Source organism: Candidatus Omnitrophota bacterium (assembly GCA_041649175.1).
In the GTDB taxonomy this organism is placed as follows: Bacteria; Omnitrophota; Gorgyraeia; order Zapsychrales; family JBAZNR01; genus JBAZNR01.
The window spans coordinates 885,410-909,739 of record JBAZNR010000001.1 but is presented as its reverse complement, the minus strand read 5'-3'; the positions used below and the strand labels follow the sequence as shown (position 1 = coordinate 909,739).

The following is a 24,330-nucleotide window of genomic DNA, read 5'->3' as shown; positions in this document are numbered from 1 at the left end:
ACGTAGAAATGGGGAGATTAGAACGGGAAAAGAAGAAAAAGGAGACTACTCGATCCCTTTAGAGACGGCGTATTTGACAAGCCCGGCTGTTGATTTGATGTTAAGCTTCCGGGTTAAATTAGCGCGGTGGGTCTCAACAGTCCGCAGGCTGATCTTTAATTTCTGGGCAATGTTTTTGTTCGGAAATTCTTTAGCGATCAATTCTAAGACTTGCCGTTCCCTCTTAGTAAGAATTTCCAAAGAAGGTGTTCTGGGCTCGTCTAAGGCGCGCAAATACCGCTCGGTTAAAAGCATCGATAGTGACGGAGAAACGTATTGCTTATTTTTCATGATCAACTTTATGGCTAAAACCAACTGTTCATAAGCATCTTCTTTTAAGAGATATCCGCCGGCACCGCTAGTCATGGCTGCCTTAAAATGATCGCTGTCATTTTGCATGGTGAGGACTAGGATCTTGACTCTGGGAAACTCCTGACGAATTCTTTGCAAAGCCTCCATGCCGCTCATCTGAGGCATGGACAGATCAAGGACGACAAGATCACATTTAATAGACCTTAGCTTAGCAAGAAGGTCTTTGCCGTCTTTTGCCTCGCCCACAATTTTAAGGATAGCCTCTTTATCTATTAGACTTTTTAATCCAGCGCGAAAGATCGCATGGTCATCGGCTAAAATAATACGGTAAGATTTAGACATGCTTATGCCTGTGCTTTTACGGGAACATCAAACGCGATAACAGTTCCTCTGCCAGCTTGCGATTCGATTTTCAAAACTCCGCCTAAAAGCTTGATACGCTCCTGCATGGTCGATAGCCCTATTCCCTGGCGAAGATCTTGAGAATGATACTTCTCGAAATCAAACCCGCGCCCGTTATCTTTGATCACCACAAAAAGGCGCCCTTGTTTCTCGCGCATATCAATATCAACCAAGGTTGCCTTGGCATGGGTAACGATATTGGTAAGCGCTTCTTGGACAACCCGATACAAATTGATCACTTCTCCTTCAAATGTAAAATGATCTAACCGATCATGGCGAAATCTGATCTCAAGATTCTTGCGGTATTTGAAATCTTCTGTTAAGGAAGAAACAGCCGCCGAAAGTCCTAGAATCTCTAAAACGGTGGGCCTTAATCCTGACGCTAAGTTTCTGGTTTTCTCGATAATGGTATTAATTGAATTAATGATCTTGTCGTAAGAACCCTGGGGATCCGTTTGCTTTGGTCCTAAATTATCGAATGTTGATTGGATCATCATTTTTAAAATAGCCAGTGATTGGCCAAGATCATCATGGATCTCGCGAGAGATCTTGTTACGTTCGGATTCTTGCGCCTGGATAACCTTTTGCGGAAATTCCTTAAGAGCTTCTTCCATTTGTTTCCGTTTTGTAATTTCATTACGGATAACAACATATTGGTAAGACTTTCCTTTTTTATCCAAAAAAGGAACGATTGTTGTATCCACCCAATACAGCGTGCCGTCTTTGGCCTTATTGCGTATTTCGCCTTTCCATACTTTCCCCGAAGCGATCGTGCGCCACATATCAACAAAGAATTCCTTGGAATGATAACCGGAATTGATGATACGGTGATCTTGTCCTAAAAGTTCTTCCCGGGAATATTTAGAGATCTCACAAAACTTATCATTGGCGTAGGTGATCTTGCCTTTCTGGTCGGTGATCGCCACGATAGAAGAAACATCCAAAGAAAATTTAATATCGGCTAATTCTTTCAAAGATGCTTTTAAAGCATCACTCATCAACCGATGCTGGAGAAATAGCCCCAAACGCTGCGCGATGGTATTGATCAATCTTCGTTCTTCTTTAGAGAACGGGCCTTCGTCTTTGATCGGTTTTTCTCTCAGGTAATAGACTTCAACAACGCCGACTTTTTGCTCTCGAACAAAAATAGGAGACTGTTGACACCAAGGGCTTAAGCGAAAATTTTTCGTTTTTACGACCATGTCGCCGGCCGCAATGCGGCTACAGGCAATGTCCGGATACTGCCAACTGGCGGGAATAAGGTCAACAACGGCGACAAGTGTTTCCTGGATCGTCAAATTCTCTTTATTGCGGATCTCTTCAATGCCGTAAAGACAGCTTAATTCGCGAAAACGCCTCTGGGCATAGCGTAAAGCTTTGTCATGACGATGGTTAGCTTGCTTTTGGTCCTTATTAGTGCGGGATATATCTTTAGGAGATTTCTTTTGTTTAGAAGGACTTCGGATAGATTCTTTATGTTTTTTCATGTAGCAATGTTACTTCGCTGGGTTTGATATCTCTAGGTAAGAGTACGCGAGATATGTTTCGTTTTTTACTTTATACCAAGAGAACGCTCAAAAATCTACTATTTCTTTTCATATGTAAGTACTTTTGAGAAAAAGGAGCGGCCCGCCATTGAACCAATGGCGGGCCGCTGTTTATCTTTCAACTTCAACTAACTACTTTTGCATTGATGCTGGAGTCATTGGGCAAACTTTTCCCTTCATTGTCATGCATTGTCCTGCGGAAAAAGCCCCAAAAGCTGCTATTGTTAAAAGGACCCCAATAACAAATCCAACTAACAATTTTTTGCCGCAGCAACAGCCACAGCTGGAACTAGAACAGCAATCTGAACCAGACTGCTGATTATCTTTCTTTTCCTCGCTCATTTTTTCCTCCTTTCACTTAGGTTTTTGATATGTTATTTTAACCGGATAATTTCTTGCGAAATCTTTTTTAATCTTAAGCATTGTGAAGAAGACAAATCTCGAATGAAATCTCCTTGTCCATCAGCAATTCCATAAACAACTCCGGGGTGGCGAATATCATCGACAATGATTTCATTTTTCCGCCCCAATAATCCGCCGGAAACAATTATTTCCCCGCAAAACTTGCGGCGCCCTAATTTCTTCTCGATGACATTTTCCGTCGCCCAAAGCCGATGAATCAATCCTTCAAAAGCGGCGCTAATATCTAAGCGATAAATTTCAAATCCTCGTTGTTGCGCTCTGGCAATAGCTTGGAGGCTTAATGTCCCTTTTCCCGCGTCAATAATAATAGCACCCGGCGCCAAAGATTCAACCATTTCTGGGGTTATTGCGGCTATTCCGGGTGTCGTCCCGATCAAAATTTCCGCCCCTTGAACAGCCTGTAAATTATCCGTCGTTGCGTTTAAAGACGACTTCGTATATTCCGATTTGATCAAATTAAGCGCCTGCGTGATCGTTTTAAGGGCCACTTTATTTCGACGAGTGATGGTCACGCAAGCACCTCGTTCCATCAATTTAAAAGCTAATTTAAATCCTAAATTACCTGCCCCAATGACCGCTATTTTCTTGCCCGCGATGCCATATTTGGAATTCATCGTTAATTGTATCAATAGCCCGTCCACCGCCTCGGTTGACAGATCATTGCTTTTATAGATCCACAATTTTGATTTACGGATCACCGCTCGAACCGTTTGCTCAAGGTCGGCCCAATCGTTTTTCGTCGTTGTCACGCCGGGAATTCTTTTTTCAGCGTCCACCAGAATATAATCTACTTTTCCATCAATAGCGCGCGTGATTTGCGCGGCTTCTTTAGGGCGATAGACAATAACACCGGCCGTCACCATCAATGATGTTTCCCTGATAGGCGTAAAATAAAGGTTTTTGTCATGCATCTTGGCTGTATTGCCGATACAAAAACCGGTCAAGCGCTTTGATCTTCTCGCGATCGCAGAAACCGTTTTGATTAATTTATGTGTTGTTTCGAGATATTTCATTTTATTCTAAGGTTTCTCTAATAACGTAGGCAGGCTTTTTCATGCTGCGGAAATGGATCCGGGAAAGATATTCGCCGATGATCCCGAGAGAAAACAATTGCGCCCCGGAAAATATGGCAATAATGCTGGCCAGAAACGGGAAACCCGGCACCCGGCTTCCCTCAATTGCCCAGCGCACCAAAACATAAATAAAGACGCCTACCCCAAAAAGCATCATGATAAATCCAATAACACTTGCCAACCTTAACGGCAACGTCGAGAACCCTGTGATCAAATTAGCCGCGTGGATCAACAATTTGCGTAGAGTATAATTAGATTCTCCCTTAAAGCGCGGATCATGGCGTACGGCTATACTGGTAAATTTGGATGTTCCCCATGTTAACAGAACATCAATAAAAACAAAAGCATCGCTATAGTCTTCAAAGGCGCAACGAAGATAAGAGCGAAATGCCCGAAATGAGCTGATGTTCCTTGCCGTGGCAACACCCATGGAATTCTGTAAAACCATTTTTGTCAATTGAGATGCCGCATCCCGCCAAAAACCGTGCTGTTGTTTTTGCGGAAAACCATAGACAACATCAAATCCTTCTTCAAGTTTCGCGATCATTTTAGGTATTTCTTCAGGAGGATTTTGTAAATCGTCGTCTAAGGTAACGATAATTTCATGCTTGGCTTTACGTAAACCGCACAAAAGCGCGTTATGCTGGCCAAAATTCCTAACCAGCTTTAAGCCTTTAATACGCTTATCTTTCCCCGCGAGCTCTTTAATAACTTCCCAAGACCGGTCACGGCTTGCGTCATCGACCAAGATGATCTCAAATTGGCTGGAAACAGCAGGCAAAACGGCCGTTAACCGCTGGCAAAGATCCCTTAGCGACAACTCTGAATTATAAACGGGGACAACGATCGAAATGGATGTTTTATTCATAGGAAAAAATCTCTCGATAAATGGAAGTTCATTATACCATACCCTTTCGAGCAGGGGCAGTAATCGTTATTTGGAATTTCGACTTAAGTTTTTATGCTTTCCGGTCGCAAAAAGAGCCCGGCGCGCCTTTTCGATGGCAATGCCGCCCATAAAAATAACGGCGCTTTTATCGCCATATTCGATGGTCTTTAAAACTTGGTCGTTGGGATCGACCGGAAAAGGAAAAACATCCGCGATGCTTCTCGAAAAACCATCTTCTTGCCCTATCCAAACTGTCTGAGCAAGATTTAAGCCCTTTAAACCGTTAAACTCTCTTATGCCATCGTAATATTTTGATATTCCATAAACCATAACATCTAGTTTCTTTTGAACATATCCCAATTCTGGGACACCCAAGATCTGCCCCATAATCGGAGGAGCTCCAACCGCATAGGAAGAGAAATTATTTTCGATCTCCCGCGCCAAAAGGATATCACGCTTTAACACATTACGATATTCCAAGCTGCGTTCTAACTCAATATACAAATAATCGCTGGCATCTTCCTCTTCCAATAATCCATAAGCCGAAAATGATAAAATACTGATCAGCATCACCAAAATAATACTTTGCGCTTTTGAAGATCTTATGACAATAAAAAATCCGTAAAATATACAGGCAAAAAGAAACGGGGCCAAAAGCAAAAAATACCGCGGGATCACCGATGTAAAATTCATAAAAACCGCATACCACATTCCGGCATAAACGAAGAAGATCCCCGCTAAATAATTCTCCTGCGAGAATAAAACGCTCCCGAGGCTTTTATGTTTCTTTTCATATAAATAAATTCTGAGGATATTAAGGATGCTTAAGAGAAATATGCCCATAAAAAGGCGAAACATCACATCATCCCAAAGGCTAAACGAAAAGATCTTAATAGCGCCGACCATGCCACTGCCAATGATCCATTTTGAAGCAAGGACAATGATAATACCGCTTAACAATGCCGATAACCCCCATAAAAGCACAGGCCACTTAAATTTATATCGAGGAGAAAATAAAAACAAAACGACCGTTATGATCCCAACAGCGCCGCAGGCCACCACTCCAAAACCTTTGACGACAACCGCAGCGATAGCGGCAAGGCTTGCTAATTTTATTTTTTCTTGAACCAAATAATAAGCCGAAAGGACCGTAAGAAATAAACACGGAATTTCCATATTGATCATTTCCGTTTGGCTTTGGAATAAGGAAAGAGAAAATATGGCAAGAGATAAAAGAACAGCGATCTCTTGTCGGAATAACTTTAAAAATACACAATACAAAAGCCGTAAAATAAGAGCGGCTAAAATAAAAACGATCAGATGATTGACAAAAAGGAACCATCGCGCGTCGGCAATAAGTTTCATTTGCAAAGCCAGAAAGGAAGGATAGATGCTGACCGCGTAAACTTTTGCTCCGCCGCCCATATAGCTTGGTTGCTGCAAAAGCCCCTGGTAATCAAAGTTGTGGCGCGCCAACCACGTTGCTTCCGCAAAGGGTCCGGTGATCGCGTCCCCGCCATAAGGCGGATAAAAAAGAATTGGAAATTTTGTTATCAGCAGGAATAAAAAAATACTAATGCCAAAGAATTGAGGAGTCATTCTTTTGGGATTAGACAAAAAGAAAACGATCAAAAACCACGCGCCAAAAAGACAAGATAAAGGCCCCGATAAAAAATGTTCTGATTGGCCAATGTAAAAGGCAAGCGTTTGCACGTCTTGAGTGCGTGTAATGTGATTGAGAAGTTCAATATGGTGGTGACTATAAAGCCAAGAAACAACTTGCGGAGTAAGAAACTGGAAGAAAAAACATAAAGCAAATAAGAATGCTGACAAGGAGAAGAGGATTATTTTATTTTTTTGTCCGTCCATTGTATCGTGCTGTTAAGATCTGCTATTCTAAATGATCGCCACTGCTTCAATTTCGACCAAAACATCCTTCGGCAGCCTAGCCACCTCAACGGTAGAACGCGCCGGAGCTTGCTCGGCTTTGAAAAATTCTGCATAAACTTTATTCATCTCGGCAAAATCACCCATATTCTTTAAAAACACCGTCGTTTTAATAACCTTTTCTAACGACGAGCCGGCATCTTCCAAAATACCTTTAAGATTATTCAGCACAAGGCGCGCCTGATCAGCCACGGCCCCTTGGCACAGTTCACCAGTTTTAGGATCAATGGCAATTTGTCCGGATGTATAAACCAAACTTCCCGTTGACACGGCTTGATGATAAGGCCCGATAGGTTGCGGAGCTTTACAGGCTTTGACGACTTTCTTTTCCATTTTCTGCACTCTCCTTGATTTTAATAAGCTCAAACAGAAAACCTGAAATAAACAACATCGCCTTCTTTGATCTCGTAATCTTTACCTTCTAGGCGGACTAATCCTTTTTCCTGAACAGCTTTGTAGCTTCCCAAATTCATGAGATCATCATATTGATAAATTTCGGCACGGATAAAACCACGCTCAATATCCGTATGGATCTTTCCGGCAGCCTTAACAGCCCGTGTCCCTTGCGGAACAAGCCATGCCCGCGCTTCTTTGGGCCCAGCCGTAAAGAAACAAACTAATTTAAGTAAATGACGACCGGTTTGGGCCAAGCGCGCTAATCCCGGCGAGGTGATCCCGGCGGCGTCATAATAAGCCCGGCGCTCTTCTTCGGGTAATTGCAAAATTTCTGCTTCCATCTTGGCGCACAATGCGACCACTTCAGCCTTTTCTTTTTTGGCGCGCTCCTCAATTGGCAATAATAATTCCTGAGGAACTTTATCCTCGCCGGTATTAGCGATAAAAAGGATCGGCTTAGCCGTTAAGAACTGAAACTCGTTCAAGAATTCTTCCGGCAAATTTAAATGACGGGCCGGCTTTCCTTGGTTAAAAGCCTCTAAGGCACTTTCCAGTAAAGAAATCTTTTCTTTAGCTTTTTTATCACCTGATTGAGCCGGCCCGCGGAATTTTTCCGCAGCTTTCTGAGCTTGCTGCATGTCAGATAGTAAAAGTTCAGTATCAATGATATCGATCGCATTGGAAGGATCCAGGCGTTCTAAAACGCTGATGACATTATCATCCTGGAAACAACGCACCACATGAGCCACGGCATCCACCGCGCGGATATTGCCTAAAAATTGATTTCCCAGCCCTTCTCCTTGGCTTGCGCCCTTGACCAAACCGGCAATATCCACAAAACGAATTCCCGATGGTGTTATCTTTTGGCTGTTGAATTTTTCTGCCAAACGATTAAGCCTCTCATCCGGCAAAGGAACAATGCCAATATTAGGTTCGATCGTCGTAAACGGAAAATTCGCCGCCGCCGCGCCGGCTCCGGTCAATGCGTTAAAAAGCGTGGACTTGCCCACATTGGGAAGCCCGACAATTCCAATTTCCATTTTTACCTTCGATGAATTAAGTTGGTTGAAAGAATGCGGCGACAGGAAAGATCTACTTTAAACATTCGATGACTTTCGTTAAAAATTTATCCGTTTCCAAAGGTTTAACAAAATACGCGGCAACGCCTTCCAGTTTAAATGTTTCTTCCATTTTGTCTTTGGAAGTCAACATAATAACAGGCGGGATAGCAAGGGCGTTGATCTGTTTGAGCTTCCTTAAAAACGTATAGCCGTCCATTTTGGGCATCATAACATCCAAAACGATCAGATCCGGTTTGTTTGAACCGGCCTTTTCCAAGCCTTCTTCTCCGTCCGTTGCGACGGAAACATCAAACTCATTGGCCTTCAATAAAAGGCTCACCAAGGCATTGCTTGTTGGATCGTCGTCTACAACTAAAATGTGTTTTTTCATGGGCTACCCCTTGCCATAAATGATGATTTTAACTTCTCCATTATAAGGGGTATAAAAACCCTGTCAAGCAGCAACCCTAACAAAAACAAGGAAATAAATCTATGCTTTCGAAGCCCCTCGGGGCAAAACGACCGTAAATTTTGACCCCTTCCCGGGCTCTGACTCAACCTTTATTTCTCCGCCGTGTTTTTTGATAATATCATAACTAATGCTTAAACCCAGCCCGGTCCCTTTTCCAACAGGTTTTGTAGTAAAGAACGGATCAAATATCTTAAGAATATCTTCTTTGGCAATGCCGCTTCCGCTGTCTTCAATTTCCACATAAACATTTTTCTGGTCAAAGAACGTTTTGATGTTGATCGTTCCTTTTTCTCTGATCGCCTGAACGGCGTTCACCAGAATATTCATGAAAACCTGGCCCAGCCTTTGCGCATTGCATTGCACCGCCGGAGCCTGTCCATATTCTTTATGCAGATCTGCCTTGTATTTGATCTCGTTCCAGACAATATTGATAACCCCGTCTAAAACTTCTTCCACGCTGGATAGACTCATCACATCTTTATCATCACGAGCGAATGTTCTTAAATCTTTAACGATCCTTTTAATACGGTCAATGCCGCCTTTTGATTCTTTGATCAAATTAGCCACGTCAGAAACGATAAAATCAAAATTCTTATCTTTCTCCAGTTGAGTAATTTTCTGGCGAATAGCATTCGCCTCTTTTAAGTCCTTTTCCCCGACCGACATTTTTAGCTCTTCCGTCGCGCGCAAGATCTCTAGATAGCTGTCAATATACTGCTCTAAGGTCTCGAGGTTGCTACTGATAAATCCTAGCGGATTATTGATCTCATGCGCAACGCCCGCCGCTAATTGCCCGATGGCGGCTAACTTTTCGGCCTGAAGAAGCTGGTTTTGGGTATTTTTCAATTCTCCGTGTGCCATTTTGAGATCACCCAATGCTTTGCTAAGCTCTTCTTCTCTTTTGATAAGTTCCTGATTTCTTAGGAGAAGCTCATCGCTCATCTTTTTTTGTTCCGTAATATCTTCTTTGATCGCGACAAAATGCGTGATGACACCATCAATGTTGCGGACCGGAGAAATAGAAGCCGACTCCCAGAATAATTCTCCGTTCTTTCTTTTGTTATGGAATATCCCTCGCCATTCTTGACCGCTGGTGATCGCTTCCCATAGCCCTTTGTATTCATCCGAAGAAGTTTCTCCTGATTTTAGAATTCTAGGATTTTTCCCTATGGCCTCCGAAAAACTATACCCGGTCGCTTCAGAGAATTTCGGATTAACGTATTCAATGTTTCCGGAAGTGTTCGTGATAACAACCGAACTGGGGCTTTGCTCAATAGCACGCAATAACTTCCGGATCTCTTCTTCCGCTTTCTTACGTTGAGTGATATCCCGTCCGATACCAACGCTTCCCAATATTTCACCCTGAGGGCTAAAAACGGGTGTCTTGATCGTTTCGATCCATTCTCTTTTTCCGGACTTATGTTCAATGGGCTCTTCCATGACTTTCCGCACCCGGCTGTTCATAACTTCAATGTCATCCGCCCGGTATTTTTCCGCTAAGTCTTTCGGCCAAAGTTCAAAGTCATTTTTTCCAATGACATCTTTTGGGTTAAGGCCGCAAGACTTGCAAAAAGCCTCATTGGCATTAACGATCCGGCTTTCTTTATCTTTAAGCCAGGCGATATCAGGAATATTATTAAGCAAGGCTTCCTGTTGGCGCTGGATCTCTGATATCTTTTCTTCAATTCTTTTACGTTCGGTGATATCAACGATCGTTCCGACAATACCTCCTAAAGAGCCGTCCGCGCTAAAGAATAATGCCTTGTAAACAACAACACGGTGGGCATTTCCATCTGAACTTTTCATATCCATTTCGTAGATCTGGATGGTATCACTTTTGCTATTCAAAAGATCTGTGTCTTTTTGATTATGTTTTTCGGCATCTGCCGGCGCAACAACATCGCGGACTGTTTTTCCTATGACCTGCTCTTTGGGGAGCCCAAGAAAATCTTGAAATGCTTGGTTAAACCCGGTATAGCGAAAATTAGTATCTTTATAAAATACAGGATTGGGAAACGCGTCGATCAGCCTTTGGAGAAAGAAAACCTGTTCTTGAATCTTCTTTCTTGAAAAACGCCGCTCTTCTTCCAGGCTTATTGCTGAGGCAATAATACCAAAAAGCTTCTTGTCCTCATCGGCAGGCACAAAGTCTTTTTGGTAAACAAGGCACAAAGAGCCGGTATAAACATCAGAACATTTAATAGCTTTTCCGATATATGTCTTGAGCCCATATTTCTTAACATTGGGATCACTTTGGGCATAGGGTGTATTGGGCAGATCTTGAATAACAATGACTTCTTCGGATGACTTTTTGATAACATCAAAACAGATGTGGCCCTCGGGCTTATCTTTTGGATTGAAATCTTCCGGCGTCTGCCATCTTCCCACAGAGCATAGAAGCCCTTCCTGAAGAGAGTTGTAAAGCGCACAACTTGCACCTAAAAGCTCTCCGCAAAGCGCGACAAGTTTATTGATATTTTCATCCGAGTTGGTTCCTAACTCAACAAGGCAATTATTCAACTTGTCGATCCGATCTTCTGTTTTCCTGCGTGCTGTAACATCTCGGGAATTAAGGACAATGCCTTTTACATCAGGGTCCGTAAGACGGTTTTGCCCTTTAGATTCCAAGATGCGCCATGACCCGTCCCGATGGCGAAAACGAAACGTATCCAAGCGAAGCGCCTGCGGATCTTTAAGGATCTGGATCAAGTGAAGTTGCATTTTAGGGATATCATCGTAATAGATAAAATCAAAAGCGTTTTTCCCGATCAAGTCTTCCGGATAATAACCAAGGGCATCAAAAGCAGAAGCGCTTATATAGCGGATAATTCCCGCTTCATCAACGATCGTAATGATATCCAGAGCATTTTCTATAAGAGAACGATAATATTCCTCATTTCGTTTTAGTATTTCTTCGACATGCTTTCGCTGAGAAACATCACGCATAAAAACCAAGATGCTATTTTTATCGTGAAATTTCAATCCGATCCCCGTTAGTTCAAAATCCACAAGTGAAAAATCTTTCTTCTGGAATTGGCATTCTTCCGTGAAAATTAATCCCGGGCCATCTTCTCCAAAGTCGCTTTTATAATCTTTTCCCAATTTAAGCCCGGGAAAAAGCTGGTCAAAGGTCATGTTAAGCAACTCGCTGCGATGATGGCCCAAAGCATCGGAAACAAACGGATTCGCCTCCAAGATACGCTGATCGTCCGCATTAAAAATAAAGACTCCCTCCGGTGCTTTCTCAAAAATAGTCCGGAACCGGTCTTCCGACGCCGCGATCTTTATCGAAGATTCCCGCATAAAGATCGAGAAAATAGAAAATCCGATAACGACCAAGCACAAAATAAGAGTAAACAAAACACCAATAAGCCGGCTTTTAAAAATAATGCTCTCCCAGTCTCCTGAATCCAGATCAATGCCTAAAAGAGCAACAACTTGATCATTGGCTGAGCTCCTGATCGGAGCAAACGCCGAAACCCATGTCCCCCAGCGGTCGGTCCAAGGGCCTTCCACAAATGATCTTCCGGTTGAAAAAGACTGGATCATTTCTGGTGTTGCTTCCGTATAGACCTGGCCGGGAGGCGAATAATCTTCCGATTGAGACGGTTCAGAGTCCGCAAGAAAGAACACTTCACCATTACGATATCCCATCAAGTAAATAAATCTAAACTCTCCGCTGGCAAAACGCATAGCCATCAGCCGGGTCCGAATATGCTGAAATTCCGCCTTATTGATGTCCTGATCGTTTCCCTCCAGCACGGCAATCTCGCTAGGATTTAAAGCCGCGGCGGCGATCTTTGCTCGATTGAGCATCTCTTCGCGCATTGAATTCTTTCCCTGCTGGCCGATCAACGCGGTAAATATCCATCCAAAGACGATGATCGTCAGAACAAAAAGGGAAAGAAAAACAAGATAACGGAACGAAACTTTATGATTGCGTTGATGTTCAATTTCTGTGCTGATCCACCAAAAAGCCCACGCGAACATAGCGATAAGGAAAGTCAACGCGGCACGCGCTAACTGGACCGGAAATCCCAAGGTTTCCATAAATATTTGAGAATTCAACGATGACGCGGGGAAAAAATCTGCCCGAGGAACCATGATCTGCGTAAAAGCATACAGCCCGAAAAACAAGCCTGCCAAGGAAAGCCAATGCCATCCGTACTTCTTTTGCTCTTTGGCCTTAATAAAAATAACAATAGCGGCAAAGACTCCCCCCGGAAATCCTAGGAAATATCGTGATAATATGTCCGCCCCCAACGATCCTGCCAACATTTGTCCGGCGAAGACAACACATAATAATAAGATCCCTATCAGGATATTGCCCCTGCGTCCCGACAATGGCGCAGTATTCTCAAATCCAAATTTCACTAATATGGCAAATGAAGCAATGGATAAGATCCTCGATATCAGCTCAAGGGTCTGAACATTGCTGGTATAAAAACTGGCTAGAACAAACCATTCGGCTGCTCCATGAACGATCCCAAACATTCCTAACCAAAACCAAGAAATCTGAGGAGAATTTTTTCGCTGCAAAATAAAAGAGATAGATGCCAGAACAAGGAATCCTAGTCCATAAATAAAGTAAATATAATCCATTTCTCCTTTAAAGAAGCTTTCCATCATGCGATCCTCATGGTTTAGTGGTATTGTAGTTTGATAATGAATAAATGCGGATCATCGCGTTTGACCGGTTCACTCCAACAATTTCTGGATCTTTGTTTTTAAAAAACGATTGGTAAAAGGCTTAGCCAAATAATCATTAGCTCCGAGTTTTATCATCTTTTCTATGCCATCCAGATCGGCAAATCCGGAGATAGACAGGATCTTAACATCCTTATTGGTTTTTCGAATGCGCGAACAAACTTCATACCCGTCTAGTCCGGGCATTTTTATATCTAAAATGATCAAGTCAGGATTATATTCTGAATATTTCTGGCCGGCACTAAACCCGTCATAGGCCACTTCGATCTCATAGCTGTCATCGTTATAAAATGCTCTTTTGATAGAATTGCTCATTTCCTTATCATCATCAACAATGAGGATCTTTTTCTTTTTTTCTCGGAATGTAGACAGTTGTTGCGCGATTTCTTGCGGGACAGGCATGCTGTATTTCCTGAGGAAAACCAAAAAGTCTTGCAATGCTACCCTGCTATGCTTTCCGGGAGTACGATAAGCTTTTAATTTTCCGGACACAACCCATTTTAAAACAGCCCGATGTGTCACATGGCAATACTGAGCTATTTCTCCTGTTGTCAAAGGCCTGTCATCCATGTTATTCGTCCCCCAGAAGCTCCGCGATCTTAGCTTTTAGTTTTTCATTATCAAACGGTTTCTCAAAAAAACAGTCGGCCCCCAAAGCTCGAATGATCGCATCCCCGATATTGCCGGCTAATCCGGACATCGCGATGATCTTAATATTGTTTAAACTGGCATTTCTGCGGATACTTAAACAAACCTCATAGCCGTCTTTTTCCGGCATGCGGATATCCAAAAGAAGAAGCTGCGGAGAAAATTGCTTGATCTTTTCTTCGACCATAGACCCGTCTGACACTTCGTCAATTTCGTATTTTCCTTCTGCGGCCAGAAACCTCCGAATAGCGCTACGCATTCCGTCGTCATCATCAATAATGAGGATTTTTTTCTTTTTCATTAAAAACATCCTTTCTTAGAAAAGCATCGGAGATTATTTGAGAATATCAATGGGATCACTATAACGGCAAGGTAACTGCGGGAATAAGGCACTTCAGTAGCAGCATGGATCGGAAGCATAAAAACCTCCATAATTCCTATTGTTCCACTTTTTCTCTTAGTTCTAATTATGGAATATTTTTCCTATTTGTCAAGAAATTAATGACCAGCAAAGAAATACTGCGAGCTACCCGGACGAAAAGGCCCTGCAAAGTTGTCCGGCAATAATTCCAAAGTAAGTGCCGACAATATTCCCAAGGATAGCCAGAAGCAATCCCACCGAAGCAAGGCCCGACTGGTATATTTCAGCAACGATAGGAGCCGAGGCTACCCCGCCGATATTAGCCTGACTGGCAGTCGCCACCAAGAAAAACGGAGCTTTGATCATTTTTGCCACAGTGAGGAGAAAAATAAAATGGATAAAAACAATAAGAAATCCCGCTAAGATCAAAATAGCTGAAGATGGGATATTGCTTAGATCTGCCCTCGCGCCGATAGAGGTAAGAACAAAATACAAAAGAAAATACCCTATTTTTGTCGAATGAAATCGCTCTAAATTTCTTGCCGGAGTAAAGGAAAGCGAGATCCCTAAAAAAGACACGAGAATGATCGTCCACGCATAAGTTGAGATCATGTCTTCAATAACAGGAAGGAATTCTGCGAGAAATTGCGCAAGGTATCCGGCAAAGGCCGCTAAAGCCAGAATAAGGATTGTCGCGCCAAATCTTATTTTCTTTTCTTGGATAAATATGGTTGCAACCCTTTGCCCTAATTCATCCAATACCGCTCTATCCGAGCGGTTCCACCGGTCAAAATAAATCTGAAGACCTGACAAGGCTACCAGAATACCCATCCAAAAATATGGAACAACCGTATCCACAACCACCATCGGAAGAAAAATAGGGTCGGGTACATTCAAAGATTCTTTAACAGCGATCATATTGGCACTTCCCCCGCTCCAAGAACCGGAAAGCGCGCCAAATCCGGACCAGAAATCCGCTCCGATCCATTTTTTAAAAAGAGAAAATACCAACGGCGCTCCCAAGACGATCCCTAGGCTTCCCGCGAAGAACATGATCAGGGCGATTTTGCCTAAACGCAAAATCGCCCGCACATCCACTGTCATGAGTAAAATAAAAAGGCTGGGCGGCAAAAGATACGTCGTTAATTTCGCGTAAAGAGGGTTTTTCCCGTCAATAACACCAAGAGTAGAAGCCAGCATCGGCAGAAAATAGATCCAGAAGACGGAAGGAAGGAGCTGAAAGTAACGTTTAAAATTTCTATGCGAAGAAATAACAAGAATAAAGATCTCAATGGCCAGAAGAACGCAAACAATAAAAAAATGATTTTGGGTCATCAAATGATTCTAATCTTGGTACCGATTTTTTGCCGAACCGCCGCCTGATAGGCCACTTGAGCTACCGCAACATCTTGGATGGCTAAACCCGTAGAGTCAAAAACAGTGACTTCATTAGAAGAAGCCCGCCCTTTTTTCCGCCCGGCAACAATTTCTCCTAAGGTCGCGTAGATATTTTTCTTCGTTATAAAACCTTTACTGACGGGAACATTGATCTCTCCGCTATGCGACGCTTGAGCCCAATCATCAACTACAACTTTGGATCTTTTAAGGATCATCGGGTCAAGTTCTTGCTTGCCCTTAGCATCAGCACCCACGGCATTGATATGCGCCCCTTTTTTGATCCATCCCCATTGAACGATCGGTTTTCGCGAGGGAGTCGTCGTCACAATAACATCACATCCTTCAACACAACTTTTAATATCTCGCGCTACCGACATCTTTTCTTGTTTCACTTGCATCTGCGAAATAAATTTTCTAGCCAAAACCGTTTGTTGATCAAAAACTTTCACTTCCTTTATCTTTAAAACCTCCCGCAGGCCCAAAAGCTGGGTATGCGCTTGAACCCCGCACCCAACCAATCCCACAACGGAAGAATTCTTCCTAGCTAAATATTTTGCCGCGACCGCCGCTCCCGCTCCGGTGCGAAAACTGGTTAATAATGTTCCATCCAAAATACTTAAAGGAAAACCATTTTTAGGATCGCTTAAAATAATAACGGCCATGACCGACGGAAATCCAAACTTCTTGTTTCTTGGATGGGCATTTACCCATTTAAGCGTGCAGAGTTTGAATTTTTCAATATACGCCGGCATAGCGCGGAAATCACCTTGGAATTTTTTTAAGTCCAAATAGATCTTTGCCGGCATCTGCACACGATCCAATCCATATTGATAAAAAGCTTCTTCAACAACGCGAATCGCCTTTTTCATATTGATCAAGCGCGCTATCTCTTGACGCGTTAAAATAAGCGTTGCTCCCATTTTCATAAGATCATTCTCTCCTTAATGGATTTACTTAAACTGGATCCCGATGCCCGGCTTGGCTGAGCTTAAATCATATGTTCCGCTATGGCTCAGGTAAGGGCTACCGGCGTATTTTCCTTTAATAAAAAAAGGCGTATCAAGATCAATGAAGTCAAAGTAACCTAATCCGGCGGCTAAATGTGCCGAAGCTGTCATGGCTAGAGACGTTTCCATCATGCCGCCCATCATCAGCTTTATCCGGTTAGCTTTGCACAAATGCGCGACTTCCCTGGCTTGCAAAAGCCCGAATTTCATCGGCTTGATATTCACCGCATGACAGGCTTTTTCACGAATAGCTTTATTGGCATCTACCAAGGTTGAAACGCTTTCATCGGCACAAACAGCAATTTTGCTAAGCCGAGTAACCTTCTTTAATCCTTCCCAGTCTTTTTTAGGAACGGGCTGTTCGATCAAGGAAGGAATGGCTTTAAAACGCCTCAGTGTTTTAACAAAGGAAAGTGTTTCATCGGCCGAATACCCTTGATTGGCATCAATATAGAATTCACAGTTACGGATGATCTTTTTGATCAATAAAACTCTTTTAATGTCTAAGTCGAAATCACGCCCGACTTTTATCTTAAAAGCGCGAAAACCCTGCCGAAAAAACCGCTGCGTCATTTTTTCCGTTTCGTTTAGATCGGCGATCACGATGGTGACATCACTGGTGATCTTCTTAGGGCTAGGCCCAAAAAACCGCCATAAAGGAACATTGATCTTTCTGGTTAAGGCATCCAGCAAGGCCATTTCAACAGCCGCGATAGCGCAACGATTGGCAGAAAATCTTCCGTACAATGATAAAGAAATGGCCAGATAATCAAAAATTTCTTTTCCGATGATCTCATTTTTGATGGATCTTAAATGACGCAGTGTCTGCTCAATCGTTTCTCCGGTAATGTGCTGTGCGACCGCCGCTTCTCCGAAACCTTTGGTACCGTCGGTAAGCGTGATAGTAAAGAAAATGTTTTCAAGGAAATCGTGCGTTCCCTTGGCAGTGCGAAACGACTGGATAAGAGGCGCTTTAACAACGGAAACTTTAACGTTTTTTATAAAAGTGTTCATTGCTGGAGATGAGAAAATGTCATGATTTTATTGATCCGCTGTAAAAGTGATCCTCGGCTGGAATTCTTCCCTAAAGAAAGATCCGAAACACAAACACGATTAATGACGCGAGTAACTTCTTCTGAGCCCTGTTTCTCCCGATAGCCCCAGGTGGCATGAATGACAAAAGGATTTTCCTCAACCGTTCCCAAAAACAACATAATGTGGCCTCTGATCCCAAAAAACGTTATGCCACCCACGGCTTCTTTTTTCATCAACAAAAGTTTTTGCTCATCTGTTGTGTCGTTAAAAAACTCACCAAGCAAATGTCCGGATTGAATTTGTTCTTTGGAGTTACGCGGCAGATTAATTCCGACGGTATCAAAAACTTGGTGCAAAAAGCGGGAACAATCTTGTTCGCCGCGCATCCCGCCCCAGCCGTAAGGAGCATTAAGCAATTTAAAAGCCTGGTCAATAATATTTCTCGCCGTAAACGAAAAATAACCGGCATGAGCATCTTCTTTTCGCAGATGAGCACTTTTGAGAGCCAAGGCCCCCTCGCTGGTTCGAACGGGTAAAAGAATACCGATTTTATCCAAAGCACTTTTGCCATGCATTGGGAATTTAGCGCCCATGCGCGCATAATCATGATAATGCGTTAGCTCTTTGTCTAAATAAATATCAGCTTTAGGATTTACGACGACGGCAAACGGAAGTTTTGATGCAAACTTCTTTAATTCGTCACGCGTTGTAACGGCAACTGTTTCTTTTTGAACCCAACCTTCACTAATACTGGATTGGACAAAATACCAATTTTTATCCAGGCTTTGGTGCAAAATAACAACAGCTGTCGCGATATCCAGATCGCTATTTTGCAGCTCATCAAAATCGTAGTCGCCTAAATTACGGTAAAGCGGCTCTGCGGCAGGAAAGAAACGCTGATCGGCAAAACGAACGATCAGCCCAAATTGCGGCGCGATCTCTTTAGAGATCGCGCCGAGGTTCATTCTTATTTTTATACTTTCATAATAATCATCGTCGGCCTTCGTTCCATCATGATGGTAGAAATTCTTTCCTTTAAAATCCCCGATCCATCCCTCTAAGGTCTTCTTAAGATCATCGCCAGATACAACAGAAGAAGTCTTAAGAATATCTTTATTAAGATTCAAAGGGCTTTCCAGGCGTTCGTTAAACTTAATAATTTCCGATGAGCTTAAGATAATCCTATCCGGGTCGGGATGCCGGCTGATCCAAAAACCGGCCGTTTTCATTTCTCTGGTTGTATTAGGAAGGAGAGTTGGCGCGGCATAATACAGTTTTTCCTGCGCCCAAAGGGAAGAATGCCCGAGGATAAAGAAAAAAATCACGAGAATAATTTTACGCATGTAAAAATTATTCTATCACAAAGCCTGATAACGAAAATAAAACTATTATATTTTATTGATAACGATGCCCGCCGTGCTCAAGCCAGCCGCCTTTACGGCCTTTGGGGTCATAATGCGTCCAGTGGACAACGCCGCCTTTATTATTCCATTCATATTCGCCGCGAAAAGAAACTTCATCACCCGCTTTCAATAAATCAACGCGCGGCGCTAGATCAATATTATGCGCAATTAAAATAACATGGCCATTATTTAGGCGAAGCAAAAACCGTTGATGACGGCTCCCTTTTTCATCATCGGACAAAAGCTTTTCTACGGTGCCTTTTGACTCAACAAAAAAGTTTGATTCGCCTTTTTGAAAGGCCTGGGCGATTTGATTTTCGGAGCTTAATGAAATACCGGTTTTTTGCGCGCAGCCGGGCAAAACCCAGCACAAACTTAAGAAGAATAAAGAAAAACACAGTATTTTAATCTTTTTTCTCATTTTTAAAATCCCGATCCCGGATTCTTTAAGAATTCCTGCTCTTCCAAAGTTGACGCGCGTCCTAAGATTTTATTACGGTGAGGAAAGCGGTTAAACCTTTTAATAATGTCAAAATGCCGCTTGGCAAATTGAAGCGTATATTCATAATAGGAAACATTGCCGGGATTTTTTATCCGGACTTCTTGGACAAGTTCAGAAAAAACTTTAAGCGAAATTTCCTGAATTTTTAGATCTTCCGCATGCTGAAATGGCATATACAGAAAAACCCTCTCGATCAACCTAAGCTCCTCGTCAGATCGATCGTTAACTGAGCGCAAAGACAATTCCAAAGCCAACGGATCCGTTTCGAACATACGTGAACTATCGCGATACATATTGCGGGACAACTGATCACAAAGAATAATGAGCGCCAATCTTCCACGCGAAGATTTTTCCCACATCTTATATCCACCCGATTTCACCAGTCCAAGATCGGGTTCAAATTCTTTCTTTATTTGCGCGTCAAAGTTCTTGTCTTTCATAAACCATTTCTTAAACGGCATTTTGTTTTTATCAATATGCGTTTCGTCGCTGATATTCTCAAACCAAAAGTTTAGGATCGCGTTCATTCGTTCCATGAGACTAAGAGCCTCTATTTCTTTTCTTTATCCAGTAAATATTCCGTTTTAATATTCTGAAGACTGCGGAAAATATTCTTGATGACCTGCGGATTGTCCTGCTCAAATTGATGCAGCATCTTTTTGATGAGCATCCGGTGAGACGTTTCGTCATTGGCGCATTTGGATTGGCCACCGATCGATTGAATGTCTAGTTTTTGCGCTAAAACGCGCATATTTTCTTCCCGCTCATAAGCTAGAGGGCGAATAACGGTGATTTTCCCATCGAAAAGGACTTGCTTGGGGCGCATCGCTCCTATCTCGCCGCGGTAAAATTGATTAAGAATGATCGTCTCCACAATATCATCCATATGGTGGCCGAAGGCGATCTTGGTAAAGCCTTGCCTTTCGGCGAATTCAAAAAGAGCTTTGCGCCTATTCCACGACCACCAAAAACAGTCGATCTCCTCCCATTGTTCGCCTTTGAGCGATGTAACTTTTTCCACGCAATAGGAAAATCCCTCACGCTCCAAATATTCGATCAGCTTCTGAGGATTAAAATCGGAAAATTCAAAATCAATATGAACAGCCGTAAAATCAAATTTGACCGGAGAAACTTTTCTTAAGCGCCGTAAAACATGCAGAAGCGAAATACTGTCTTTCCCTCCGGAAACCGCCACCGCGATTTTATCACCGGCACCGATCATCTGATAATCACCGATAGCCTTCCCGGCGCGTCGGCAAACGGATAATAGCTCGGGCGGTTCAAAAGGTTTTAAAAATGGAGCTGTTGTCATTATTCAATCTCTCAATAAAGATATGCTTGCATCCTAAGGGGCTATTTTATCTCTTATCTTCAAGAAATATTTCTCAATAATGTTGGTGGATAAATACCCGATAACAAATGTCGCGATTAAATAAGACGATAGGCAAATCCAAACACCAAATACCGGAATTCCCTTAGAAAAAAGGATGATCAGCGGATAGTGCCAAAGGTACAGCGCATAGGAAATAACGCCGATAGACCTTATGAGCTTATTCTCAAAAATAAAATTTAATGACCTTACGCCTCCTACATAAACAGCCAAAAAAACAAATCCGGTCGCAAGATAGGCTAAAACATATTTATCCCAACAAAGCAAACTGTGATCTTCCTGGATGGCGCTTGCTAGGTAAAAAGCAATTCCGGCGCCAGCTAAGAACATCCCTGAACTAAAGAAAATTTTTATCTTGGAAGAAATATTCTCATAAAATGGTTCAAGGAACTTTAATAGACACCCAAACATAATGGCATCAATGCGATAAAGAGTTGTTAGCTCGTACTCGCGCACTCTCAGCCATGAGGATAAGAAGTCCTGACCGCCGGCACTGTGGCGTCCCGCGATCGTCAAAATGATCAAGAAAATACAGGCACCGATAAGAAGTTGGCGTCGCCTCATGGGATGACGGCTTACAAAAAACACGCCTTGGACAAAAAGCGGATAAAGAAGGTAGTAATGCTCTTCAATGGCTAAAGACCAACCATGCGCCAAGGTAAAGATCGGTTTAACATAATTCTGGAAATACAGAAAATAGCCGGCATAGGATATCGGCCCATAATATTTATTAAATCCGAATTTTATTTTTAATAATTCCAGCAGGCCTAAACCAAGCACAACGACAAGCAGGTACTGAGGTATGATCTTAAAAAATCTTCGTACATAAAAACGCTTGATGTCAACAGCACTGGACTCAAAATCTTTTATTAAAACGCCCGTAATGAGAAAACCGCTGATAACAAAAAATATATCAACACCTAAATGCCCCAGCGACCCTACGAGAGTAAACGCCCGGCAAATAGCTCCCGGCATAGACTTGATGCCAAAAAAAAGAACGATATGCGCTAGTAAAACGCCAAGAATAGCGACCGCCCTAAACCCATCAAGAAAAGGATAATGCCGGTGATTAACTGAATTTTCGATCATTGTTTTAAATTCGGGAACATGCAGCAGGAAAGGTTTTCGCTAAGTATGTTTCTACTCGCCCAAGATCTTTTTAACTCTAGATAAGAGATCCGCCGAGTCATAAGGCTTAACAATATAATCTTTAACGCCTTCTAGTTTAAAAATATCCTGCAGTCTATCTTTGGCTGTTAGGATCACGACCGGAATGCGAGATGTTAAGTCATTGCTTCGCAATTCGCGCACAAACGTATATCCGTCCATCTTGGGCATGCCAATATCCAAAATAATGAGATCCGGATTTTCTTGATCCACGGATTTTAAGCCCTCATCGCCGTCATAAGCGGTCAAAACCTTGTACTGATTAGCTTCTAAACGAGCTTTCAACGTATTGACAATATCACGTTCGTCATCGACAACCAAAATCGTTTTCATGCCTTTCCCTCGCTTTCCGTCGGATAAAGATGTACAAGCCGCATAATATCTTCCGGCTTGGCGCTGATGATCTTAAGGCCGATTTTGTGCTGGACTGTTCCGGCAATATCTTCGCACCAGACAACTCGGGATTTGATAACCATTGTTTCATTATGTTTGACTTGGATATGGAGGATCAAGAATTGTTCAAGCTCTAGCTTAGGCTTAGCGGTAATACAGATCCCCTGGTGCCCGACATTAATGACGAGCGCCGGAAAAGGTGCATTGCGGGATCCGGATAATTCACAGCGAGCCGGTAATTCTACGGGCAATCTTGGGAAGGCGCGTCGTTCTTTCATCGTTTTTTTCGAAATCTTTTCACTTTAATGAGTTTTATGTTCGGGCTTATTCATTCTAATACGCACATCAATCGCTGTCTATAGCGCGTATATTGATTTTATTATGACGGCCAGGAAGCCATTATCGGAACTTCCAAAGGGTTATTATTGCTTAAGGCAGGCTCAACGCTCATTTGACTGTTATCAAACGGCTTTAAGAATAACTCAATATCTTTCCGGGAAAGACGGCTGAGCCATTTTTGTTCGCAATCTTTCGGCAAGATAACCGGCATACGATGATGGATAGGAGCGATAAGCGAATTTGGTTCGGTGGTCACGATGGAACAGCTTAAGATCTCTTCGCCGCCAGAAATCCAACGATCCCAAATCCCGGCAAAAGCAAAAGGCTCTTGACTTTTAAGAGAAATTTTATACGGCTTCTTTTTTGTTCCCCCTTTTTTCCATTCAAAGAACGCATCCGCTAAAATTAAACATCTTTTTTGGCTGATAGGGTCTTTAAAAGACGGTTTTTCAAAGATCGTTTCAGCACGGGCATTGATCATCTTATTGCCGATCGCTTTATCTTTAGCCCAATAAGGAATAAGGCCCCAACGAAGAAGCGTTAAGCTCCTCGGAGAAGTGTTCAGAATAACAGGAACTTGGGCTAGCGGCGCAATATTATGATCAGGCTTCACATTTATGGAAAGATCAAGAAGATCAAAACGCTCAGCCAATTCTTTAGCGTTTGTTTTGATAAAAGAATAGCGTCCACACATAGAAGCTTTTAGGGATTAGGGCTTAGGGTTTGAATAAGAAATATAGCGGGTCTTTTATTGAGCGATGGTTTTTCTTTTTTCCAGTTTTTAATAGATAAAGTTTTCACCATTTGGGTTGGAGAAGTTAAATCGCAGGCCACGCAAAGCCATGTTGTTTCGCGGCAAGAGGAAAGAATATCTTCAAATAAATGTTCATTGCGATAAGGCGTTTCCATAAAGATCTGGGTTTGGCCTTCCTGGTTCGAGCGCTGTTCAAGAAATTTGATTTTCTTTAGGCGCTCATCGCGTTCTTTGGGTAAATATCCATTGAAGGAGAAATTCTGTCCGTTAAGGCCTGAAGCGCAAAGCGCGAGAAAAATGGATGAGGGGCCGATCAAAGGAATAATTTCCATATCCTTTTGATGAGCCAACAAAACAATATCCGCGCCCGGATCAGCCACGCAAGGCATACCGCATTCGGAAATAATGCCAATGTCTTGGCCAAAGCACATGTTTAAATATTCTTCGGCTTCGTTTTTCTTAGTATGTTCATTAAGCGAAAAGAATTGGCATTCGGTAAGAGGAAAAGCAGAATCGATCTTCCTTAGAAAACGTTGCGCGCTTTTTTGGTCTTCTGCCAAAAAAGCGCGCACATGTTTGATCATTTCCTTAATATATCCCGGCATCACATCAGATCCGGATGTTTCATGCAAAAAATTAGGAATAAGGAATAATTTTTGTGCCAT

General features: G+C 42.6%; 24 protein-coding genes. All 24 read right to left on the bottom strand.

Going from position 1 to position 24,330, the window contains the following annotated elements; translation table 11 throughout:
* Positions 1 to 45: 45 nt before the first annotated feature.
* A complete protein-coding gene (locus tag WC676_03725) occupies positions 46 to 693 on the bottom strand; it encodes a response regulator transcription factor (protein MFA5059715.1) in 648 nt (215 codons plus the stop codon).
* Between the two features lie 2 nt (positions 694 to 695).
* Positions 696 to 2,240 carry a PAS domain S-box protein gene (locus WC676_03720; GenBank protein ID MFA5059714.1) on the bottom strand — a complete coding sequence of 515 codons (1,545 nt, stop codon included), beginning with the start codon at positions 2,238 to 2,240 and terminating at the stop codon, positions 696 to 698.
* Positions 2,241 to 2,432: 192 nt separating this feature from the next.
* Positions 2,433 to 2,642 (bottom strand): hypothetical protein, encoded by a 210-nt coding sequence (locus WC676_03715; GenBank protein ID MFA5059713.1) that lies wholly within the window; start codon positions 2,640 to 2,642, stop codon positions 2,433 to 2,435.
* 32 nt (positions 2,643 to 2,674) lie between these two features.
* Positions 2,675 to 3,736, bottom strand: coding sequence for an NAD(P)-binding domain-containing protein (locus WC676_03710; protein ID MFA5059712.1), 1,062 nt, complete (start codon positions 3,734 to 3,736; stop codon positions 2,675 to 2,677).
* Position 3,737: 1 nt separating this feature from the next.
* Positions 3,738 to 4,664 carry a glycosyltransferase family 2 protein gene (locus WC676_03705; GenBank protein ID MFA5059711.1) on the bottom strand — a complete coding sequence of 309 codons (927 nt, stop codon included), beginning with the start codon at positions 4,662 to 4,664 and terminating at the stop codon, positions 3,738 to 3,740.
* Between the two features lie 66 nt (positions 4,665 to 4,730).
* Entirely contained in the window at positions 4,731 to 6,554 is a 1,824-nt protein-coding gene (locus WC676_03700; protein ID MFA5059710.1) for a hypothetical protein, read from the bottom strand.
* Positions 6,555 to 6,581: 27 nt separating this feature from the next.
* Entirely contained in the window at positions 6,582 to 6,965 is a 384-nt protein-coding gene (locus WC676_03695; GenBank protein MFA5059709.1) for a RidA family protein, read from the bottom strand.
* 29 nt (positions 6,966 to 6,994) lie between these two features.
* Positions 6,995 to 8,068: a redox-regulated ATPase YchF gene (gene ychF / locus WC676_03690; GenBank protein ID MFA5059708.1), complete on the bottom strand. Its 1,074-nt coding sequence runs from the start codon at positions 8,066 to 8,068 to the stop codon at positions 6,995 to 6,997.
* A gap of 52 nt (positions 8,069 to 8,120) precedes the next feature.
* Positions 8,121 to 8,480 carry a response regulator gene (locus WC676_03685; protein MFA5059707.1) on the bottom strand — a complete coding sequence of 120 codons (360 nt, stop codon included), beginning with the start codon at positions 8,478 to 8,480 and terminating at the stop codon, positions 8,121 to 8,123.
* 99 nt (positions 8,481 to 8,579) lie between these two features.
* A complete protein-coding gene (locus tag WC676_03680) occupies positions 8,580 to 13,163 on the bottom strand; it encodes a PAS domain S-box protein (protein MFA5059706.1) in 4,584 nt (1,527 codons plus the stop codon).
* Between the two features lie 96 nt (positions 13,164 to 13,259).
* Positions 13,260 to 13,838, bottom strand: a complete 579-nt coding sequence (locus WC676_03675; protein ID MFA5059705.1) for a response regulator — start codon at positions 13,836 to 13,838, stop codon at positions 13,260 to 13,262.
* A gap of 1 nt (position 13,839) precedes the next feature.
* Entirely contained in the window at positions 13,840 to 14,217 is a 378-nt protein-coding gene (locus tag WC676_03670) for a response regulator (protein MFA5059704.1), read from the bottom strand.
* A 225-nt stretch (positions 14,218 to 14,442) separates the two neighbouring features.
* Complete coding sequence (locus WC676_03665; GenBank protein MFA5059703.1) at positions 14,443 to 15,612, bottom strand: DUF819 family protein; 1,170 nt, start codon at positions 15,610 to 15,612, stop codon at positions 14,443 to 14,445.
* A complete protein-coding gene (ala, locus tag WC676_03660; GenBank protein ID MFA5059702.1) occupies positions 15,612 to 16,601 on the bottom strand; it encodes an alanine dehydrogenase in 990 nt (329 codons plus the stop codon). Before ala ends, WC676_03665 begins: the two co-directional genes overlap by 1 nt.
* 24 nt (positions 16,602 to 16,625) lie before the next feature.
* On the bottom strand, positions 16,626 to 17,696 hold the full coding sequence (locus WC676_03655; GenBank protein MFA5059701.1) for a dipeptide epimerase: 1,071 nt from the start codon (positions 17,694 to 17,696) through the stop codon (positions 16,626 to 16,628).
* Positions 17,693 to 19,060, bottom strand: coding sequence for an SH3 domain-containing protein (locus WC676_03650; protein ID MFA5059700.1), 1,368 nt, complete (start codon positions 19,058 to 19,060; stop codon positions 17,693 to 17,695). Before WC676_03650 ends, WC676_03655 begins: the two co-directional genes overlap by 4 nt.
* A gap of 52 nt (positions 19,061 to 19,112) precedes the next feature.
* Complete coding sequence (locus WC676_03645; GenBank protein MFA5059699.1) at positions 19,113 to 19,541, bottom strand: DUF3465 domain-containing protein; 429 nt, start codon at positions 19,539 to 19,541, stop codon at positions 19,113 to 19,115.
* A 2-nt stretch (positions 19,542 to 19,543) separates the two neighbouring features.
* Positions 19,544 to 20,158, bottom strand: a complete 615-nt coding sequence (locus tag WC676_03640) for a DUF924 family protein (GenBank protein ID MFA5059698.1) — start codon at positions 20,156 to 20,158, stop codon at positions 19,544 to 19,546.
* 14 nt (positions 20,159 to 20,172) lie between these two features.
* Positions 20,173 to 20,934, bottom strand: coding sequence for an ATP-binding protein (locus tag WC676_03635; protein MFA5059697.1), 762 nt, complete (start codon positions 20,932 to 20,934; stop codon positions 20,173 to 20,175).
* 33 nt (positions 20,935 to 20,967) lie between these two features.
* The gene (locus tag WC676_03630; protein MFA5059696.1) at positions 20,968 to 22,101 is read right to left on the bottom strand and encodes an acyltransferase; all 1,134 of its coding nucleotides are present in this window, start codon (positions 22,099 to 22,101) and stop codon (positions 20,968 to 20,970) included.
* A gap of 51 nt (positions 22,102 to 22,152) precedes the next feature.
* On the bottom strand, positions 22,153 to 22,512 hold the full coding sequence (locus WC676_03625; protein ID MFA5059695.1) for a response regulator: 360 nt from the start codon (positions 22,510 to 22,512) through the stop codon (positions 22,153 to 22,155).
* Positions 22,509 to 22,850 (bottom strand): PilZ domain-containing protein, encoded by a 342-nt coding sequence (locus tag WC676_03620; GenBank protein MFA5059694.1) that lies wholly within the window; start codon positions 22,848 to 22,850, stop codon positions 22,509 to 22,511. Before WC676_03620 ends, WC676_03625 begins: the two co-directional genes overlap by 4 nt.
* A 101-nt stretch (positions 22,851 to 22,951) precedes the next feature.
* Positions 22,952 to 23,605, bottom strand: coding sequence for an SOS response-associated peptidase (locus tag WC676_03615; GenBank protein ID MFA5059693.1), 654 nt, complete (start codon positions 23,603 to 23,605; stop codon positions 22,952 to 22,954).
* 8 nt (positions 23,606 to 23,613) lie between these two features.
* Positions 23,614 to 24,330: an SAM-dependent methyltransferase gene (locus WC676_03610; protein ID MFA5059692.1), complete on the bottom strand. Its 717-nt coding sequence runs from the start codon at positions 24,328 to 24,330 to the stop codon at positions 23,614 to 23,616.

What these genes read in the sequence shown, in the direction of transcription:
- WC676_03630 (MFA5059696.1), bottom strand. Translation starts at nt 22,101, where the DNA reads ATGATCGAAAATTCAGTTAATCACCGGCATTATCCTTTTCTTGATGGG.
- WC676_03635 (MFA5059697.1), bottom strand. Translation starts at nt 20,934, where the DNA reads ATGACAACAGCTCCATTTTTAAAACCTTTTGAACCGCCCGAGCTATTA.
- WC676_03615 (MFA5059693.1), bottom strand. Translation starts at nt 23,605, where the DNA reads ATGTGTGGACGCTATTCTTTTATCAAAACAAACGCTAAAGAATTGGCT.
- WC676_03680 (MFA5059706.1), bottom strand. Translation starts at nt 13,163, where the DNA reads ATGGATTATATTTACTTTATTTATGGACTAGGATTCCTTGTTCTGGCA.
- WC676_03705 (MFA5059711.1), bottom strand. Translation starts at nt 4,664, where the DNA reads ATGAATAAAACATCCATTTCGATCGTTGTCCCCGTTTATAATTCAGAG.
- ala (MFA5059702.1), bottom strand. Translation starts at nt 16,601, where the DNA reads ATGAAAATGGGAGCAACGCTTATTTTAACGCGTCAAGAGATAGCGCGC.
- WC676_03655 (MFA5059701.1), bottom strand. Translation starts at nt 17,696, where the DNA reads ATGAACACTTTTATAAAAAACGTTAAAGTTTCCGTTGTTAAAGCGCCT.
- WC676_03640 (MFA5059698.1), bottom strand. Translation starts at nt 20,158, where the DNA reads ATGGAACGAATGAACGCGATCCTAAACTTTTGGTTTGAGAATATCAGC.
- WC676_03700 (MFA5059710.1), bottom strand. Translation starts at nt 6,554, where the DNA reads ATGGACGGACAAAAAAATAAAATAATCCTCTTCTCCTTGTCAGCATTC.
- ychF (MFA5059708.1), bottom strand. Translation starts at nt 8,068, where the DNA reads ATGGAAATTGGAATTGTCGGGCTTCCCAATGTGGGCAAGTCCACGCTT.
- WC676_03710 (MFA5059712.1), bottom strand. Translation starts at nt 3,736, where the DNA reads ATGAAATATCTCGAAACAACACATAAATTAATCAAAACGGTTTCTGCG.
- WC676_03665 (MFA5059703.1), bottom strand. Translation starts at nt 15,612, where the DNA reads ATGACCCAAAATCATTTTTTTATTGTTTGCGTTCTTCTGGCCATTGAG.
- WC676_03685 (MFA5059707.1), bottom strand. Translation starts at nt 8,480, where the DNA reads ATGAAAAAACACATTTTAGTTGTAGACGACGATCCAACAAGCAATGCC.
- WC676_03670 (MFA5059704.1), bottom strand. Translation starts at nt 14,217, where the DNA reads ATGAAAAAGAAAAAAATCCTCATTATTGATGATGACGACGGAATGCGT.
- WC676_03650 (MFA5059700.1), bottom strand. Translation starts at nt 19,060, where the DNA reads ATGCGTAAAATTATTCTCGTGATTTTTTTCTTTATCCTCGGGCATTCT.
- WC676_03715 (MFA5059713.1), bottom strand. Translation starts at nt 2,642, where the DNA reads ATGAGCGAGGAAAAGAAAGATAATCAGCAGTCTGGTTCAGATTGCTGT.
- WC676_03610 (MFA5059692.1), bottom strand. Translation starts at nt 24,330, where the DNA reads ATGGCACAAAAATTATTCCTTATTCCTAATTTTTTGCATGAAACATCC.
- WC676_03625 (MFA5059695.1), bottom strand. Translation starts at nt 22,512, where the DNA reads ATGAAAACGATTTTGGTTGTCGATGACGAACGTGATATTGTCAATACG.
- WC676_03695 (MFA5059709.1), bottom strand. Translation starts at nt 6,965, where the DNA reads ATGGAAAAGAAAGTCGTCAAAGCCTGTAAAGCTCCGCAACCTATCGGG.
- WC676_03620 (MFA5059694.1), bottom strand. Translation starts at nt 22,850, where the DNA reads ATGAAAGAACGACGCGCCTTCCCAAGATTGCCCGTAGAATTACCGGCT.
- WC676_03720 (MFA5059714.1), bottom strand. Translation starts at nt 2,240, where the DNA reads ATGAAAAAACATAAAGAATCTATCCGAAGTCCTTCTAAACAAAAGAAA.
- WC676_03645 (MFA5059699.1), bottom strand. Translation starts at nt 19,541, where the DNA reads ATGAGAAAAAAGATTAAAATACTGTGTTTTTCTTTATTCTTCTTAAGT.
- WC676_03675 (MFA5059705.1), bottom strand. Translation starts at nt 13,838, where the DNA reads ATGGATGACAGGCCTTTGACAACAGGAGAAATAGCTCAGTATTGCCAT.
- WC676_03725 (MFA5059715.1), bottom strand. Translation starts at nt 693, where the DNA reads ATGTCTAAATCTTACCGTATTATTTTAGCCGATGACCATGCGATCTTT.